This is a genomic window from Streptomyces sp. NPDC048353 (assembly GCF_055587165.1).
On the sequence record NZ_JBVJGU010000008.1, the window covers coordinates 243,957 to 260,121 of the forward strand.

At 74.1% G+C, this 16,165-nt stretch carries 10 protein-coding genes; 7 read left to right on the forward strand and 3 right to left on the reverse strand.

What is annotated here, in order from left to right; all coding sequences use genetic code 11:
• The first annotated feature begins 5 nt into the window (after positions 1 to 5).
• Together ACZ6RC_RS27275 and ACZ6RC_RS27280 are read left to right on the forward strand one after the other, a co-directional pair.
• Positions 6 to 2,681, forward strand: coding sequence for an SUKH-4 family immunity protein (locus ACZ6RC_RS27275; protein ID WP_469587931.1), 2,676 nt, complete (start codon positions 6 to 8; stop codon positions 2,679 to 2,681).
• 148 nt (positions 2,682 to 2,829) lie between these two features.
• Positions 2,830 to 3,795, forward strand: coding sequence for a cellulose-binding protein (locus tag ACZ6RC_RS27280; protein WP_469587934.1), 966 nt, complete (start codon positions 2,830 to 2,832; stop codon positions 3,793 to 3,795).
• 127 nt (positions 3,796 to 3,922) lie between these two features.
• Here ACZ6RC_RS27280 and ACZ6RC_RS27285 read toward each other — a convergent pair whose 3' ends face one another.
• On the reverse strand, positions 3,923 to 5,602 hold the full coding sequence (locus ACZ6RC_RS27285) for an MFS transporter (RefSeq protein ID WP_469587936.1): 1,680 nt from the start codon (positions 5,600 to 5,602) through the stop codon (positions 3,923 to 3,925).
• Between the two features lie 373 nt (positions 5,603 to 5,975).
• On the opposite strand from ACZ6RC_RS27285, the gene ACZ6RC_RS27290 reads away from it, so the two are divergent.
• From ACZ6RC_RS27290 to mfd, 3 genes are all read left to right on the forward strand, one after another.
• Positions 5,976 to 6,794, forward strand: a complete 819-nt coding sequence (locus ACZ6RC_RS27290; RefSeq protein WP_469587939.1) for an ABC transporter ATP-binding protein — start codon at positions 5,976 to 5,978, stop codon at positions 6,792 to 6,794.
• Complete coding sequence (locus tag ACZ6RC_RS27295) at positions 6,791 to 9,364, forward strand: ABC transporter permease (RefSeq protein ID WP_469587942.1); 2,574 nt, start codon at positions 6,791 to 6,793, stop codon at positions 9,362 to 9,364. Before ACZ6RC_RS27290 ends, ACZ6RC_RS27295 begins: the two co-directional genes overlap by 4 nt.
• Positions 9,365 to 9,775: 411 nt before the next feature.
• Positions 9,776 to 13,312, forward strand: coding sequence for a transcription-repair coupling factor (gene mfd / locus ACZ6RC_RS27300; RefSeq protein WP_391145599.1), 3,537 nt, complete (start codon positions 9,776 to 9,778; stop codon positions 13,310 to 13,312).
• A gap of 24 nt (positions 13,313 to 13,336) precedes the next feature.
• Here mfd and ACZ6RC_RS27305 read toward each other — a convergent pair whose 3' ends face one another.
• Positions 13,337 to 14,002 (reverse strand): TetR/AcrR family transcriptional regulator, encoded by a 666-nt coding sequence (locus ACZ6RC_RS27305; RefSeq protein WP_469587944.1) that lies wholly within the window; start codon positions 14,000 to 14,002, stop codon positions 13,337 to 13,339.
• Between the two features lie 90 nt (positions 14,003 to 14,092).
• Here ACZ6RC_RS27305 and ACZ6RC_RS27310 point away from each other — a divergent pair, with 90 nt between their 5' ends.
• The gene (locus ACZ6RC_RS27310; protein ID WP_469587947.1) at positions 14,093 to 14,980 is read left to right on the forward strand and encodes an SCO6745 family protein; all 888 of its coding nucleotides are present in this window, start codon (positions 14,093 to 14,095) and stop codon (positions 14,978 to 14,980) included.
• A gap of 153 nt (positions 14,981 to 15,133) precedes the next feature.
• Here the strand turns inward: ACZ6RC_RS27310 and ACZ6RC_RS27315 are convergent, their stop codons facing one another.
• On the reverse strand, positions 15,134 to 15,343 hold the full coding sequence (locus ACZ6RC_RS27315; protein ID WP_469587950.1) for an antitoxin: 210 nt from the start codon (positions 15,341 to 15,343) through the stop codon (positions 15,134 to 15,136).
• A 125-nt stretch (positions 15,344 to 15,468) separates the two neighbouring features.
• Here ACZ6RC_RS27315 and ACZ6RC_RS27320 point away from each other — a divergent pair, with 125 nt between their 5' ends.
• Positions 15,469 to 16,143: an HNH endonuclease family protein gene (locus ACZ6RC_RS27320; protein ID WP_453617360.1), complete on the forward strand. Its 675-nt coding sequence runs from the start codon at positions 15,469 to 15,471 to the stop codon at positions 16,141 to 16,143.
• Positions 16,144 to 16,165: the final 22 nt, after the last annotated feature.

The window sequence follows — 16,165 nt, forward strand, 5'->3', positions numbered from 1 at the left end:
TTTCTGTGGTGACGTTCGCGCAGGCGCAGGAGCGCGCCGAGGAATGGGTCAACGGTGACGTGCCCGCCTACCAGCACCGGGAGGTGCGGGTGCGGGAGTTCGGTCTGGGGTTCGTGGTGTGGGCCGAGGACCGTGAGGAGGGTCCGCGGTCGGACGGCGGCCGTCAGCGGCTGGTGATCGCGCGGGACAGCGGTGAGGCCACGCTGTGGCCGGGGCTGCCGGTGGGCGAGGTGATCCGGCGGTACGAAGAGGAGTACGGGGCTTCGGAGGAGTCGGGTCCGGCCGCCGCGGCCGCGCCCCCGGAGCGGGTGGACCTGAACCAGACGTCGTTCCTGTTGAGTCCGCCGGAGTGGTTGCAGGACGCGGCGGACAAGCTGGGCCTGCCGCCGAAGGCCGCGGGCGCTGCGCAGACGGGCGGCGGCCCCGCGTCGGAGGACGCGGCCGGGGGCATGGCGGAGAGCACGCCCGAGCGGGCGCCGGAGGGTCCGTCGCAGGGCGGGGCCGCCGGTGCGCCCGCGGCGGCGGCCGATTACGAGCCGACCGCTCAGGACGGGGTGCCGGCGCGGTCGCCGGGCGACTCGTGGGCCGATGTGAGTGTCGGCGGCGCGGCCGGTGCCGGTGGTACGGGTGGCGGTTCGGCGAGCCCGTGGGCGGACGCGAACGCGAGCTCGGGCGGTGCGGAGGGTTCGGTGCCGCTGCCGGCGACGGTCTTCGCGCCGCCGCTGTCGGGCGCGGACGACGACGACACGCCGCCGCCGGTGGTGGGTGCCGACGCTCCGACGGCGCTGATGTCGGGGGGCAGTGCGCTGCCCGCCACGGCGATCGCCCCTCGGCTGGATCCGCACGCCCCGAGGCAGGAGGGCCCCGGGACGGGGGCGCCTTCGACGCCGGGCACGGGCGGCCCGGGGGGACCCGCGGCTCCGGGTGTGCCGGGTGTGCCTGGTGTGCCGGGTGTGCCGGCCGGTGCCGGTGGGCCGGGGGCCGTTCCGGGTGGCGGGGCGACCCCGCCCCCGGGTGCTCCCGCTTCTCCCGCCGGGTCCGGAACCGGAGGTGCCGGTACGCCGGCGTCCGGGACCCACGCCTCGGCCGGGGACATCGCGGACGCCGCCACGAGCAAGGCCGCCCTGCCCCCGCGCGCCTCGCGGGGCGGGGGCAGCACGACGCCTCCGCCGCCGCAGGCGCCGGGTGTACCGGGCGCTCCCGCCGGGGGTTACATCCCGACCCAGCTGGTGGCGCAGCTCGGACCCGACGGGCCCCTGCCCGCCGGTCCGCCCGGGGCCCCGACGCCGCCCGGTCCGCCGACGCCTCCGCGGCCGGTGGACCAGGCCGCGACCATGCTCGCCAACCCGAACCCGAGCCAGGGCGGCCCCGGCACGCCTCCGCCGCCGCCCGCGCCGCCCGGCGCGCCCGGCACACGGGGCGGCGGGGTCGAGCACGCCGCGACGATGCTGGCCCATCCGAGCCAGGGCGGTCCCGGCGCCCCGCCGGCGCCGCCCGGTCCGCCGGGCGCCCCCGGTGCGCCCGCTGCCCCGGGTGCGCCCGGAGCGCCGGGTGTCCACCACGCGGCGACGATGCTCGCGCAGCCCGGTCCGCCGGGCGGCCCGGGTGCGCCCGGTGGCCCGGCCGCTCCGCCGCCGCCCGCGCCGCCCGGGCCCGTCGGGGGTGCCGTACCGCCGTCGGCTTACGGATACCCGCAGCAGCCGGCCGGTCTGCCGACCGTCGGCCCCGGCTACCAGGCCGTGCTGCGCTACCGCGCGCCCGACGGATCGGAGGCGCAGATCATCCGCCGGTCGGCTCCCGGCACCCCGCACCCGGAGTGGCAGATCCTGCACGAGCTGCGCGCCATGAACGTGCCGCCGCAGCAAGTGCTCGAACTGCACACGGAGTTGGAGTCCTGTGAGCTGCCCGGCGGCTACTGCGCCCGGATGATCAGGGAGACCTGGCCGCAGGCGCGGATCACGAACATCGCGCCGTACGGCACGGATCACTCCAGCCGACAGCAGGGCATGCGACAACTTCTCACTCACCAGGGTGAGTTGCATCAGGTCGCGGACGGCCCGGCGCGTCCGGCGCCGGTCCGCGCCCCGCTGCCGCAGGTGCAGCCGCTGCCGCCGGTCCCCCCGGAGGGGGTCGCGCAGGAGCTGGCCGGGGCGTTCGGTCCCGGTATCTGCCGGTTCGACCAGCGGGCGGTGTCCCGGCAGGGCGTGCCCGAGGTGGTCGCGCTGACGCTGGTCTGGGCGGGCCTCCCGGCCGACTTCGGGCCGTTTTTCTGGGCCCAGCCGGCCCAGCCGGTCGTGCCGACGCTCGCCGAGCTGGCGGCGCAGCGGCAGATCCAGCCGGCGTCGGACGCGGGGTCGTACCTCGTGATCGGCTCGGACTTCGGCCGGGCGATCTGTGTGCAGTACGGCACCGCGCACATCGTCGCCGTGCCGGTGGAGGCCGGTCCGGGCGGGCAGCCGGTGCCGCCGCAGTTCGTGAACAGCGGGCTGCCGGAGTTCACCCGGTCCATGGCCCTGCTCGGGCGGATGTGGCGGCTGCGGTTCGGGCTCAACCCCGAGCAGGCGGGCCGCTGGACGGTCGACTTCCAGGCACAGCTGGCGATGCTGGACCCGGCGGCGCTGGCGTCCCCGGACAGCTGGTGGTCCGTGCTCCTCGAGCAGATGTGGGACGGGCTCCTCTAGGACCTCCCCCGGAGCGTGCCATCGGAGCGTGTCCGGAAAGAGCCTGTGTGATCGAAGGCGCCCGACGTGTACGTCACGTCGGGCGCCTTTTGTCCTGCCGGATGCCGCATCCTTGAAGGGCCAGCCATCACCGGAAGGGGCGTCAGGAATGAGTTTCGCCGTCGGACGGGGTCGCGGATACCGCCCCGCGCAGGTCGACCGATACGTCACCTCCCTCTCCGGCGAACGCGACGACGCCCGGGAGCGCGAGGCCCGGCTCGCCGCCCTGGTGGAGGAGCGGGAGGCGGAGGCGGCACGGCTGGCGGAGGTCGTGGCGGGGCTCGCGCCGCAGCGGTACGACTCTCTGAGCGAACGGGCCCGCCGGATTCTGGAATTGGCCGAGGCCGAGGACGAGGAGCTGGTCCGGGAGGCGGAGGCGCGGGCGCAGGCCCTCGGCGACGAGGCGCGGGCGGCCGGCCGGGCGACGGCCGACGCGGCCCGGGCGTACGCGGAGAAGACGCTCGCGGACGCGGAGGCCGCGGCCGAGGCGGTCCTGGCGGCGGCCGGAGCCGAGGCGGAGGAGCTGCGGGACCGGGCGCGCCGGGAGGCGGAGGGGCTGCGGGGTGAGGGCCGGGCCGCGCTGGAGGAGACGCGGCGGCGGGCCGAGGCGCTGCTGGCCGGGCAGCGGCGGAAGCAGGCGGCCCGCACGGAGGACGAGGACCGCGCGGCGGCGGCCCGGCAGGCGGAACAGGAGGGCGGGCACACCGGGCTCCTCACCGGGGCCGAGGCGCGTCTGGACGAGGCGAAGCGGGCGTACGCCGTGGCGGAGGAGAACGCCCGTCACGGCCAGGAGGACGCGGAGGCGCGGGCGGCGGAGATCCTCGCGGAGGCGAGGATGCGTCAGGAGCGGGCGGAGCGCGAGACGGAGCGCTTGCTGCGCGAGCACCAGGAGGCCCGGGAGGAGATCCTCGCGCACATGGACCACATCCGGACGTCCCTGGCGGCGCTGACGGGCCGGGTCGCTCCGGCGCGCGACCAGGACGAGGCCGAGGCCGAAGACCCGCGGCGGGACCGGGAGCAGGTCCGGACCGGGGTCGAGGACCGGGACCGCCGACGGGAGACGGGGGTGCGCTGACGGTCCCCGTGCCGAGACGGCGGCTCCGGAGGCAGGGGCCTAAGGCGCGGGCCAGGCGTCGCCGGCCAGGCGGGACTTTCCCGACACGACCTGAGGCGCGGGCCAGGCGCTTCGTTCCGGACGCCCCTCAGGACTTCGGCTGTTCCTCGCCGTCCGTCAGGACCGGGAAGCGGCGGGGCGCGAGCGTGAGCAGGACGACGAGGGCGATCGCCGCCGCGCCCGCCGCGCCGAGGTAGACGTAGTCGACCGCCGCGTCGACCGCGCGCCGCAGGTGGTCGGCGGCGGAGTCGGTCAGGGAGCCGGGCGTCTCCAGGGCGCGGGCGAGGGAGTCGAGGTCGCCGCCGCCGCCGAGCCGGGCGGCCAGGACGCCGTTGGCGACCGCCCCGAAGAGCGCCGCGCCGACGCTCTGTCCGACCTGGCGGCAGAAGAGGACGGACGCGGTCGTCGTGCCGCGCTCCTGGTACGGGACCGTCGACTGGACCCCGACGATCAGCGGGAGCTGGAAGAAGCCGAGGGCGCCGCCGAGCAGCAGCATGAGCAGGGCCGGTTGCCAGGGTTCGCCGGGGAAGGGCAGGAAGGGGAAGGCCAGCAGGACGGCCAGGGCGAGGCTGATGCCGAGGACGGCGGTGGAGCGGAAGCCGATGCGGTTGTAGACGCGGTTGGACAGGGCGGCGGTGACCGGCCAGCTGAGGGTCATGGCGGAGAGGACGAAACCGGCGGCGATCGGGCCGAGGCCGAGGACGGCCTGGGCGTAGGTCGGCAGGAAGACGGTGGGGGCGACCATCAGGAGGCCGAGAGCGCCGAGGGCGAGGTTGACGGCGGCGATGGTGCGGCGGCGCCAGATCCAGCCGGGAATGATCGGCTCCGCGGCGCGCCGTTCGACGAGGACGGTGACCGCGGCGAGGGCGAGCGCGCCGCCGAAGAGTCCGAGGGAGGGGGCGGAGAGCCAGGGCCAGGCGACTCCGCCCTGGACGAGGGCAGTGAGCAGGAGCGCGCCGGTGCCGAAGATGGCGAGCGCTCCGGCCCAGTCCACGGAGGGCCGCCCGCCCCCGGCGGCCCCGGCTCGCGCAGCCCCGATCCCGGCACCGGTCCTGGCCCCGGCGGCCCCGGCTCGCGCAGCCCCGATCCCGGCGCCGGTCCTGGCCCCGGCCTTGGCGGCCGCGGTGCCGGCCCCGGTCCTGGCGGTCCCGGCCCCGGCCGCCCCGCCCCGCTCCGGTTCGACCAGGTAGCGGACGATCAGCCACAGCGCCACCAGCCCGACCGGCAGGTTGATCAGGAAGATCCAGCGCCAGTCGGCGTACCCCGCGAGGAGGCCGCCCGCCGCCGGGCCCGCCACCGACGCCGTGGCCCACACCGAGGACAACTTGGCCTGGATCTTCGGCCGTTCCTTCAGCGGGTACAGGTCCGCCGCGAGGGTCTGGATGGTGCCCTGGAGCGCGCCGCCGCCGAGGCCCTGCACCACGCGGAAGGCGATGAGCGAGCCCATGTTCCAGGCCGTCGCGCAGAGCAGGGAGCCGATGAGGAAGAGGACCGTCCCCGCGATCAGGACCGGCTTGCGGCCGAAGGTGTCGCAGAGCTTGCCGTAGACCGGAAGGGTGACCGTCACGGCGAGCAGATAGCCGGAGAACAGCCAGGAGAACACCGCCAGTCCGCCGAGGTCGCCGACGATCTGGGGCACGGCCGTGGCGACGACGGTGCCGTCCAGGGCGGCCAGCCCCATCCCCAGCATCATGGCGGCGACGACCGGTCCGCGGCCGCGCGGGGTGGTGGCGGGGGCACCGGCCCGCCGCGTCGTGGTCCCGGACACCCCGTCGTTCCTCCCCCTGCGGCCGATGCGCCCCGACGCGTACCGGACCGTGCCGGTGCGTCGTACATCTACTTCGTCGGCACAGCCTCTCACTCGAACCGCGGGCGGAGAACCCCTAGGGGACTCTCCCCCATACGGGGCAGGGGTCGTTCGTCCCGGCGGAGGACGAGGAGAGCACGTTCCCGTCTTTACCTTGTTCTTACGGAAGACACCCGGTCCTCCGGAGGGCGTCCCGCCCCCCGGACCCGCTCGGCCCTGAGGAAAACCCCAGGGCGAAGAGTGCGGCGGACACCAATGACCCGCGCCCCGCCCCCACGCAGACTCGACATGCGCCGAATCCGGCCATGATCAATCCATCCTGAGGAGACATACCGTGACTTCGGCTGTGACCATCCCCCGGCACGGGGATACGGGCGGACGTACGGCCGTCGCCGCGCGGGCGCGGCAGGTCGTCAAGGCGTACGGCGCGGGGGAGACCCGGGTCGTGGCGCTCGACCACGTCGACGTGGACATCGCCCGCGGGCAGTTCACCGCCATCATGGGGCCCTCGGGCTCCGGCAAGTCGACCCTGATGCACTGCCTCGCCGGGCTCGACACCGTCACCAGCGGCCGGATCCATCTCGACGAGACCGAGATCACCGGCCTGAAGGACAGAAAGCTCACCAGACTGCGCCGCGACCGGATCGGCTTCATCTTCCAGGCCTTCAACCTGCTGCCGACGCTGAACGCGCTGGAGAACATCACGCTGCCGATGGACATCGCCGGCCGCAAGGCGGACCAGGAGTGGCTCGACCGGGTGGTGACGACCGTCGGTCTCGCCGACCGGTTGAAGCACCGGCCCACCCAGCTCTCCGGCGGCCAGCAGCAGCGCGTCGCCGTGGCCCGCGCGCTCGCCGCCCGCCCCGAGATCATCTTCGGCGACGAGCCGACCGGAAACCTCGACTCCCGGGCCGGGGCGGAGGTGCTCGGCTTCCTCCGCCAGTCCGTCGACGAGCTCGGCCAGACCATCGTGATGGTCACCCACGACCCCGTCGCCGCCAGCCACGCCGACCGGGTGCTCTACCTCGCGGACGGACGGATCGTCGACGAGATGCTCCGGCCCACCGCCGACGCCGTACTGGACCGCATGCTGCTCTTCTCCGCGGGCCGCCCCCAGGCCACCGACGTCGACGGCGCGGAGCGGACGTCATGACCGTCCTGAAGACCTCGCTGCGCAACTTCCTCGCCCACAAGGGGCGGATGGCGCTCTCGGCCGTCGCCGTCCTGCTGTCCGTGGCGTTCGTCAGCGGCACGCTCGTGTTCACCGACACCATGAACACCACCTTCGACAAGCTCTTCGCGTCGACCGCCGCCGACGTCACGGTCAGCTCCAGGGACGGGACGGTCGAGTCCGAGACACCGCAGACCGGCCGCCCCGCGACTCTCCCCGCCTCCCTCGTGGACCGGGTCCGCGCCGCGGAGGGCGTCAAGGACGCCCAGGGCTCGGTCATCTCGCTGAGCGTCACCGTCGTCGACTCCCGCGACAAGAACGTCGGGCCCACCGGCGGCGCTCCGACGATCGCGGTCAACTGGTCCCCGATCGAGCTGCGTTCGGTGGACGTCACCTCCGGACACGAGCCGCGCGGACCCACCGAGGTGATGGTCGACGGCGGCACCGCGGAGAAGCACGGCCTGAAGATCGGCGACGAGCTGCGCACCATCGCCGTCACCGGCGACTTCACGGCCCGGATCTCCGGCATCGTCGACTTCAAGGTCACCAACCCCGGCGCCACCGTCGTCTACTTCGACACCGCCACCGCCCAGCGTGAACTCCTCGGCAAAGAAGGCCTGTTCACCCAGATCACGGCCGACGCGGCGCCCGGCGTCAGCGACGAGGCGCTGAAGGCGAACATCGCCTCCGCGGTCGGCGCCGGCTACACCCTGCAGACCGCCGCGGAGGTCGCGGACGCCGGCCGCGAGGACGTCGCCGGCTTCCTCGACGTGATGAAGTACGCGATGCTCGGCTTCGCCGGGATCGCGTTCCTCGTCGGCATCTTCCTCATCGTCAACACCTTCTCCATGCTCGTCGCCCAGCGCACCCGCGAGATCGGCCTCATGCGGGCCATCGGGTCCAGCCGCAAGCAGGTCAACCGTTCCGTCCTCCTGGAGGCCCTGCTCCTCGGCCTCGTCGGCTCGGCCGCCGGCGTCGCCGCCGGTGTCGGGCTCGCCATCGGGCTGATGGAGCTGATGGGCACCATGGGCATGGAGCTGTCCACCGGCGACCTCACCGTCCGGTGGACCACGCCCGCCCTCGGCGTCCTCCTCGGCGTCGTCGTCACCGTCCTCGCCGCTTACATCCCGGCCCGCCGGGCCGGCAAGGTCTCCCCGATGGCGGCCCTGCGTGACGCCGGCACCCCGGCCGACGGCCGCGCCGGCCGGATCCGCGGCGGGCTCGGCCTGCTCCTCACCGCCGGCGGCGCCGGCGCGCTGTGGGCGGCCACCCAGGCCGAGAAGGCGTCCGCCGGCTCCCTCTGGCTCGGCCTCGGCATCGTCCTCTCCCTCATCGGCTTCGTCGTCGTCGGACCGCTCCTCGCGGGCGGGGTCGTCCGCGGCCTCGGCGTCGTCGTCCTGCGGGTCTTCGGCCCGGTCGGCCGGATGGCCGAGCGCAACGCGCTGCGCAACCCCCGCCGCACGGGCGCCACCGCCGCCGCCCTGATGATCGGGCTCGCCCTCGTGGCCTGCCTGTCGGTGGTCGGCTCGTCGATGGTCGCCTCGGCCACCGAGGAGCTGGACCGCTCGGTCGGCGCCGACTTCATCGTCCAGTCCACCAACGGCCAGCCCGTCATGCCGCAGGCCCAGGCCGCACTGGAGCGCACCCCGGGCCTGGCCCACGTCACCGAGTACCGGTGGATCGAGGCCACGGTCACCGCGCCCGGCGGCAAGGCCGTGGAGAAGGGCCTGGCCGCCGCCGAACCGACGTACGCGAAGGACCTGCGCCGTGACACCACCGGCGGCACCCTCGCCGACGCCTACGGCGAGAACGCGATGTCCGTCGGCAGCGACTACGCCGCCGAGCACGGGGTGAAGGTCGGCGACACGCTGACCGTCGCCTTCAAGGGCGGGACGACCGCGCGCCTGAAGGTCGCGGCGATCACCTCCGACGAGAACAACGTCGACAAGGGGGCGATGTACACCAACGTCACCACCGCCGCCCGCCACCTCCCGGCCGAGAAGATGCCCCAGAGCATGATCCTCTTCGCGACCGCGCAGGACGGCAAGGAAGCCGAGGTGTACACGGCGCTCAAGAAGGCGCTCGCCGCCTACCCGCAGTACACCGTCCAGAACCAGGCCGACTACAAGCAGACCCTGAAGGACCAGGTCGGCCAGCTCCTCAACATCGTCTACGGCCTGCTCGCCCTGGCGATCATCGTCGCCGTGCTCGGCGTGGTGAACACGCTCGCGCTCTCGGTCGTCGAGCGGACCCGCGAGATCGGCCTGATGCGGGCCATCGGCCTCTCCCGCCGCCAGCTGCGCCGCATGATCCGGCTGGAGTCGGTGGTGATCGCCCTCTTCGGCGCGCTGCTCGGCCTCGGCCTGGGCATGGGCTGGGGCACGGCCGCGCAGAAGCTGCTGGCGCTGGAGGGGCTCGGGGTCCTCGAGATCCCGTGGCCGACGATCCTGACGGTCTTCGTCGCCTCGGCGTTCGTGGGACTGTTCGCGGCGCTGGTCCCGGCGTTCCGGGCGGGACGGATGAACGTCCTGAACGCGATCGCGACCGAATAGCCGGAACAGCCGGAATAGCCGGACGGCCCGCGGGCCGGTGCACGGCACGGTACGGACGGGAGCACGGGGGTACGGCCCCGGTGGGCATCGCACACGATGCCGGCCGGGGCCGTGGCCGTGCGTACGGGCAGCCCCCGGCACGGCTGTGTGCACGAGGCGGCCTCCGGTCGGCCGTGCGTACGAGGCCCCTGGCCCCCCTGGGGCGGGCGCCGTCCGCCAAGGCACGGCGGCCCCTCGGAGCGCCTCCAGGCCGCCCCCTTCGTCCCCCTGTCACCGCGCTGTCCCCGCCGCCACACCCCCGCCGCCCCGGGTTTCGGGCGCGGGGGTCGTCGGCACGTCGTAGTCTGGAGATCCCCCGGCCCGTACCACGTGTCGGGCTGTTCGCGTTGCCCTCTCCCGGGATGGAAGTCCATGAGCCTGCACGGTCTGCTCGACGTCGTCGTCAAGGACGCGGCCCTCGCCGAAGCGGTCAGGGCCGCGGCGGACGGCAACCGCATGCACGTGGACCTGGTCGGGCCCCCGGCCGCGCGCCCCTTCGCCGTGGCCGCGCTGGCCCGCCGGGCCGGCCGCCCGGTGCTGGCCGTCACCGCGACCGGCCGGGAGGCCGAGGACCTGGCGGCCGCCCTGCGGACCCTCCTCGACCCGGAGACGGTCGTCGAGTACCCGTCCTGGGAGACCCTGCCGCACGAGCGCCTCTCGCCCCGCTCCGACACCGTCGGCCGGCGCCTCGCGGTGCTGCGCCGCCTCGCCCACCCCTCGGCGGACGACCCGGCCGCCGGACCGGTGTCCGTCGTCGTCGCCCCCGTACGCTCCGTGCTCCAGCCGCAGGTCAAGGGCCTCGGCGACCTGGATCCCGTAGCCCTGCGGACCGGATCCACCGCCGATCTGAACGAGGTCGTGGAAGGGCTGGCGGCGGCCGCGTACTCCCGGGTGGAGCTGGTCGAGAAGCGCGGCGAGTTCGCCGTCCGCGGCGGCATCCTGGACGTCTTCCCGCCGACCGAGGAACACCCGCTCCGGATCGAGTTCTGGGGCGACGACATCGAGGAGATCCGCTACTTCAAGGTCGCCGACCAGCGCTCCCTGGAAGTGGCCGAGCACGGCCTGTGGGCGCCGCCCTGCCGTGAGCTGCTGCTCACCGACGAGGTGAAGCGGCGGGCCGCCGCCCTGGCCGAGGCGCACCCGGAGCTGGGCGAGCTGCTGGGGAAGATCGCCGAGGGGATCGCCGTCGAGGGCATGGAGTCCCTGGCGCCGGTCCTGGTCGACGACATGGAGCTGCTGCTCGACGTGCTGCCCGAGGGATCCATGGCCGTGGTCTGCGACCCCGAGCGGGTGCGTACCCGCGCGGCGGACCTGGTGGCCACCTCCCAGGAGTTCCTGCAGGCGTCCTGGGCGGCCACCGCCGGCGGCGGCGAGGCGCCCATCGACGTCGGCGCGGCCTCGCTGTGGGGCATCGCGGACGTCCGTGACCGGGCGCGGGAGCTCGGCATGATGTGGTGGTCGGTCTCGCCGTTCGGCGCGGACGACGACGCCGACCTGGACGCCGACACGGTCAAGCTGGGCATGCGCGCCCCGGAGTCGTACCGCGGCGACACCGCGCGGGCGCTCGCCGACACGAAGGGCTGGCTGGCCGACGGCTGGCGCACGGTCTACGTCACGGAGGCGCACGGGCCCGCGGCCCGGACGGTCGAGGTCCTCGGCGGCGAGGGCATCGCGGCCCGGCTGGACTCGGACCTGACGGAGATCTCCCCGGCGGTCGTCCATGTGGCCTGCGGCTCGATCGACTACGGCTTCGTCGACCCGGCGCTCAAGCTGGCGGTGCTGACCGAGACCGACCTGTCCGGGCAGAAGGCGGCCGGGAAGGACGGCCGGCGGATGCCGGCCAAGCGCCGCAAGACGATCGATCCACTGACCCTGGAGGTCGGCGACTACATCGTGCACGAGCAGCACGGCGTCGGCCGGTACATCGAGATGGTCCAGCGGACCGTCCAGGGCGCCACCCGTGAGTACCTCCTCGTCGAGTACGCGCCGGCCAAGCGCGGCCAGCCCGGCGACCGGCTGTACATCCCCACCGACCAGCTGGAGCAGGTCACCAAGTACGTGGGCGGCGAGGCGCCGACGCTGCACCGGCTCGGCGGCGCGGACTGGACGAAGACGAAGGCGCGCGCGAAGAAGGCGGTCAAGGAGATCGCCGCCGACCTGATCAAGCTGTACTCGGCGCGGATGGCGGCCCCCGGCCACGCCTTCGGCCCCGACACCCCCTGGCAGCGCGAGCTGGAGGACGCCTTCCCGTACGTGGAGACGCCCGACCAGCTGTCCACCATCGCCGAGGTGAAGGAGGACATGGAGAAGACGGTCCCGATGGACCGTCTGATCTGCGGCGACGTCGGCTACGGCAAGACGGAGATCGCGGTCCGCGCCGCCTTCAAGGCGGTGCAGGACGGCAAGCAGGTCGCCGTCCTCGTCCCGACCACGCTGCTCGTGCAGCAGCACTTCGGCACGTTCTCGGAGCGGTACTCGCAGTTCCCCGTCGTCACCCGGGCGCTCTCCCGCTTCCAGACGGAGACCGAGTCGAAGGCGACGCTGGAGGGGCTGCGGGACGGCTCGGTCGACATCGTCATCGGCACACACCGGCTGTTCTCGTCGGAGACGAAGTTCAAGGACCTGGGCCTGGTCATCGTCGACGAGGAGCAGCGCTTCGGCGTCGAGCACAAGGAGCAGCTGAAGAAGCTGCGGGCCAACGTCGACGTCCTGACGATGTCCGCGACCCCCATCCCCCGCACGCTGGAGATGGCGGTGACCGGCATCCGCGAGATGTCGACGATCACCACCCCGCCGGAGGAGCGGCACCCGGTCCTCACCTTCGTAGGTCCGTACGAGGAGAAGCAGATCGGCGCGGCCATCCGCCGTGAACTGCTCCGCGAGGGCCAGGTCTTCTACATCCACAACCGCGTCGAGTCGATCGACCGGGCGGCGGCGCGGCTGCGGGACATCGTCCCCGAGGCGCGGATCGCGACGGCGCACGGCCAGATGGGCGAGTCGGCGCTCGAGCAGGTCGTGGTCGACTTCTGGGAGAAGAAGTTCGACGTCCTGGTCTCCACGACGATCGTCGAGTCGGGCATCGACATCTCCAACGCGAACACGCTGATCGTGGAGCGGGGCGACAACTTCGGTCTTTCGCAGCTGCACCAGCTGCGCGGCCGGGTCGGGCGCGGCCGCGAGCGCGGCTACGCCTACTTCCTGTACCCGCCGGAGAAGCCGCTGACCGAGACGGCGCACGAGCGTCTTGCGACGATCGCGCAGCACACCGAGATGGGCGCCGGCATGTACGTCGCCATGAAGGACCTGGAGATCCGCGGCGCCGGCAATCTCCTGGGCGGTGAGCAGTCCGGTCACATCGCGGGCGTCGGCTTCGACCTGTACGTACGGATGGTCGGCGAGGCGGTCGCGGACTACCGCGCCTCGCTGGAGGGCGGGGTGGAGGAGGAGCCGGCCCTGGAGGTCAAGATCGAACTGCCGGTCGACGCCCACGTCCCGCACGACTACGCCCCGGGCGAGCGGCTGCGCCTCCAGGCGTACCGCGCCATCGCGTCGGCGAACTCCGAGGAGGACATCAAGGCGGTACGGGAGGAGCTGACGGACCGCTACGGCAAGCTCCCGGAGCCGGTCGAGAACCTGCTCCTGGTGGCGGGCCTGCGCATGCTGGCCCGTGCCTGCGGAGTCGGCGAGATCGTGCTGCAGGGTCCGAACATCCGCTTCGCCCCGGTGGAGCTGCGCGAGTCCCAGGAGCTCCGGCTCAAGCGCCTGTACCCGCGGACGGTCATCAAGCCGACGGTCCACCAGATCCTGGTCCCGCGCCCGACGAGCGGCAAGATCGGCGGAAAGCCGGTGGTGGGACGCGAACTGCTGGCGTGGACGGGCGAGTTCCTGACCACGATCCTCGGGTCGTAGGGGCCTAGGGGCGGTCGGCGGGGTTCAGAACAGCAGGGCCGCGAGGCGGCGGAAGTACTCGGTGGGGTCCAGGTCGCCCATCGGGCCCGCCTCGGCCCGGTGTGCGGCACCGTCCCCGTCTTCCCCCGATTCCGCGCTCTGCCCGTCCCCTTCGGCGCGCGGATCGTCTCCGGGGTAGCGGGCGTTGCGCGCGTCCAGGTTCTCGGTCAGCAGGAGCGTCGCGAAGCCGTGGGCCAGCGACCAGGCGGCGATGCCCGCCGTGCGGGCGTCCGCGGTGGGGGTGGCCGCCGGGGTCAGGGAGTCGATGCCCGCGCGGAGTTCGGCCGAGGAGCGTCGCCGGGCCGCCAGCAGGTCCGGGTCGTCGCCCCGCAGCAGGGCGGGCTGGAACATGACCTGGAAGTGGGCGGGACGGTCGACGGCGAAGCGGACGTAGGCGACCCCGCGTTCGCGGAGGTTGGGTGCGGCGGCGAGGGCGTCGGCCAGGAGGTCGTGGCCTTCGGCGGCGATCGCGGTCAGCAGGCCCGTGCGGTCCTTGAAGTGGTGGGCCGGCGCGGCATGGGAGACGCCCGCGCGGCGGGCCAGGTCGCGCAGGCTCAGCGCCGCGGGGCCCTCGGCGGCGATGACGTCGAGGGCGGCGGTCAGGACGGCCTGCCGCAGGTCGCCGTGGTGATAGGTGCGCCGAGCGGTCATGAATCCCCATCCTACGCGGATCTAGTCATTGACAGGTTGGAGTCGGGCGCGCAATCTAGACAGTGACAAGATGAGGTGGAGGGGGAAGCCATGACCGTGGAACCGGAGACAGGCGTCCAGCCCGGGCGCGTACGCCAGATGTGGCACCTGCTGGAACCGCTGCACGCCCTGCTGTACTACGCCCCGGAGGCGTTCGACGAGGCCGCCCGCCTCGGCTACGCCGTCGAGGAGCGCTGGCCGAGCTACTTCGCCTGGCGCGCCGCGCCGCTCGGCCCCGCCGGACGGGAGCGGGTCGCCTCCGCCTTCTACGGCTTCAGCCCCGACATGGTCGGCCGGTACGTCCCGGCGGTCTGGCACACGGCCGCGCCCGACGCGGTGCTCGCCGCCCGGCTGCGGGCCGCCGACCGGGCGTACCGGAGCGTCCTCGGCGCGGAGACCGTCGACGGCCCCGAAGTCGCCGAGGCCGCCGGGCTGGCGCGCCGCGCCGCCGAGGCCGCCGGGACGGCGGGGCGACCGCTCGCCGCCGCCCACGCCGCGCTGCCCTGGCCGGAGGCGCCGCACCTCGTCCTCTGGCACGCCGCGACGCTGCTGCGCGAGCACCGGGGCGACGGGCACCTCGCCGCCCTGATCGCCGCCGAGCTGGACCCCGCCGCCTCGCTGGTCTCCTTCGCCGCGGTCGGCGCCGCCTCGGAGAAGACCTTCGAGAGCCGGGGCTGGAGCGAGGCCGAATGGGGCGCGGCCCGGGACCGCCTCGCCGCCCGCGGTCTGCTCGCCGCCGACGGCACGGCCACCGAGGCCGGCCGGGCCCTGCGCGCGGAGGTCGAACTGCGCACCGACCGTCTGGCCGCCGCCCCCTGGGACGCCCTCGGCCACGAAGGAACCGCCCGGCTCGCCGAACTCCTCGGCGGCCCCTGGCTGGCGGTGATCGGCTCGGGGCTGCTCCCGGCCGAGAACACCCTCGGCATCGGCAAGATCTGAGCGGAGCCGCGGGGGCGCGGCGGAACGCGCCGCGGCCGTGGCGTGCGCGAAGCACGTCCACGGCCGCGGAGGTGTGGGGGTGGAGCCAGCGCGTGCCCGGCGTTCCCGGCCAGGCGGGAACGTCGCGACACGTCCTGGGTCGGACCGGCGCCGTCAGGTGGTGGGCGGAGGGGGCGGCGGGGGTTCTTCCCGCCGGTCCTTCGCGCCGAGCCTGTCCCCGACGTGCCGCTGTGCCTGGTCGACCTGACCCGTGTACTTGTTGCCGGTCTTCTTGTCGACCATGTCCCCGGCGCGTTCGACCCCCTGTTGGGTCTTGTCCGGGTGCTGGCCCATCATCTCTTTGAGCTTGCCCATGATCCCCATGCGTCCAGACTCCTTCGGAAGGGGACATACACCGCATTCGACGCTACGCGCCCCGCGCCGATTCCGCGCGCCGGGCGACCCGGCACCCTGGCGGACCCCCCGCGGTGCCTGGCTAATATCCCCGCGTGCCCAGCTACCGCAGGATCCCGCGTCTCGCCGCGCTCGCCGCCGCCGCCCTCCTCGCCTCCGGCTGTACGCCGCCACCGGAAGGACCGCCCGCCAAGGGCGCCCCCGGGGGCGCCGGATCCGCGCTCGCCGCCGTGGACACCCTCACCGTCAAGGGCCGCGCCCCGAAGACCGGCTACGACCGGGAGAAGTTCGGCCGCGCCTGGGCCGACGTCGACGGCAACGGCTGCGGCACCCGCGACGACATCCTCAAGCGCGACCTCGCCGACGTCCGCTTCACCGACGGCCGCTGCAAGGTCGCCTCCGGGGTCCTCGCCGACGACCCCTACACCGGCGGCCGCGTCGACTACGTCCGCGGCCGCAGCAAGATCGACATAGACCATGTCGTGGCCCTCTCCGACGCCTGGCAGAAAGGCGCGCAGCAGTGGGACGCGGGCAAGCGGCGCCGGTTCGCCAACGACCCGCTCAACCTCCTCGCCGTCGACTCCGGCGCCAACCGACGCAAGTCCGACGGCGACGCGGCGACCTGGCTGCCGCCGAACAAGACGTACCGCTGCCCGTACGTGGCCGGGCAGGTCGCGGTGAAGAAGAAGTACGGCGTGTGGGTCACACGCGCCGAGCGGGACGCGATGAAGCGGGTCCTCGCCGCCTGCCCGCGGCAGAAACTGCCGTAGGAACCGGGCGGGCCCGAAGAAA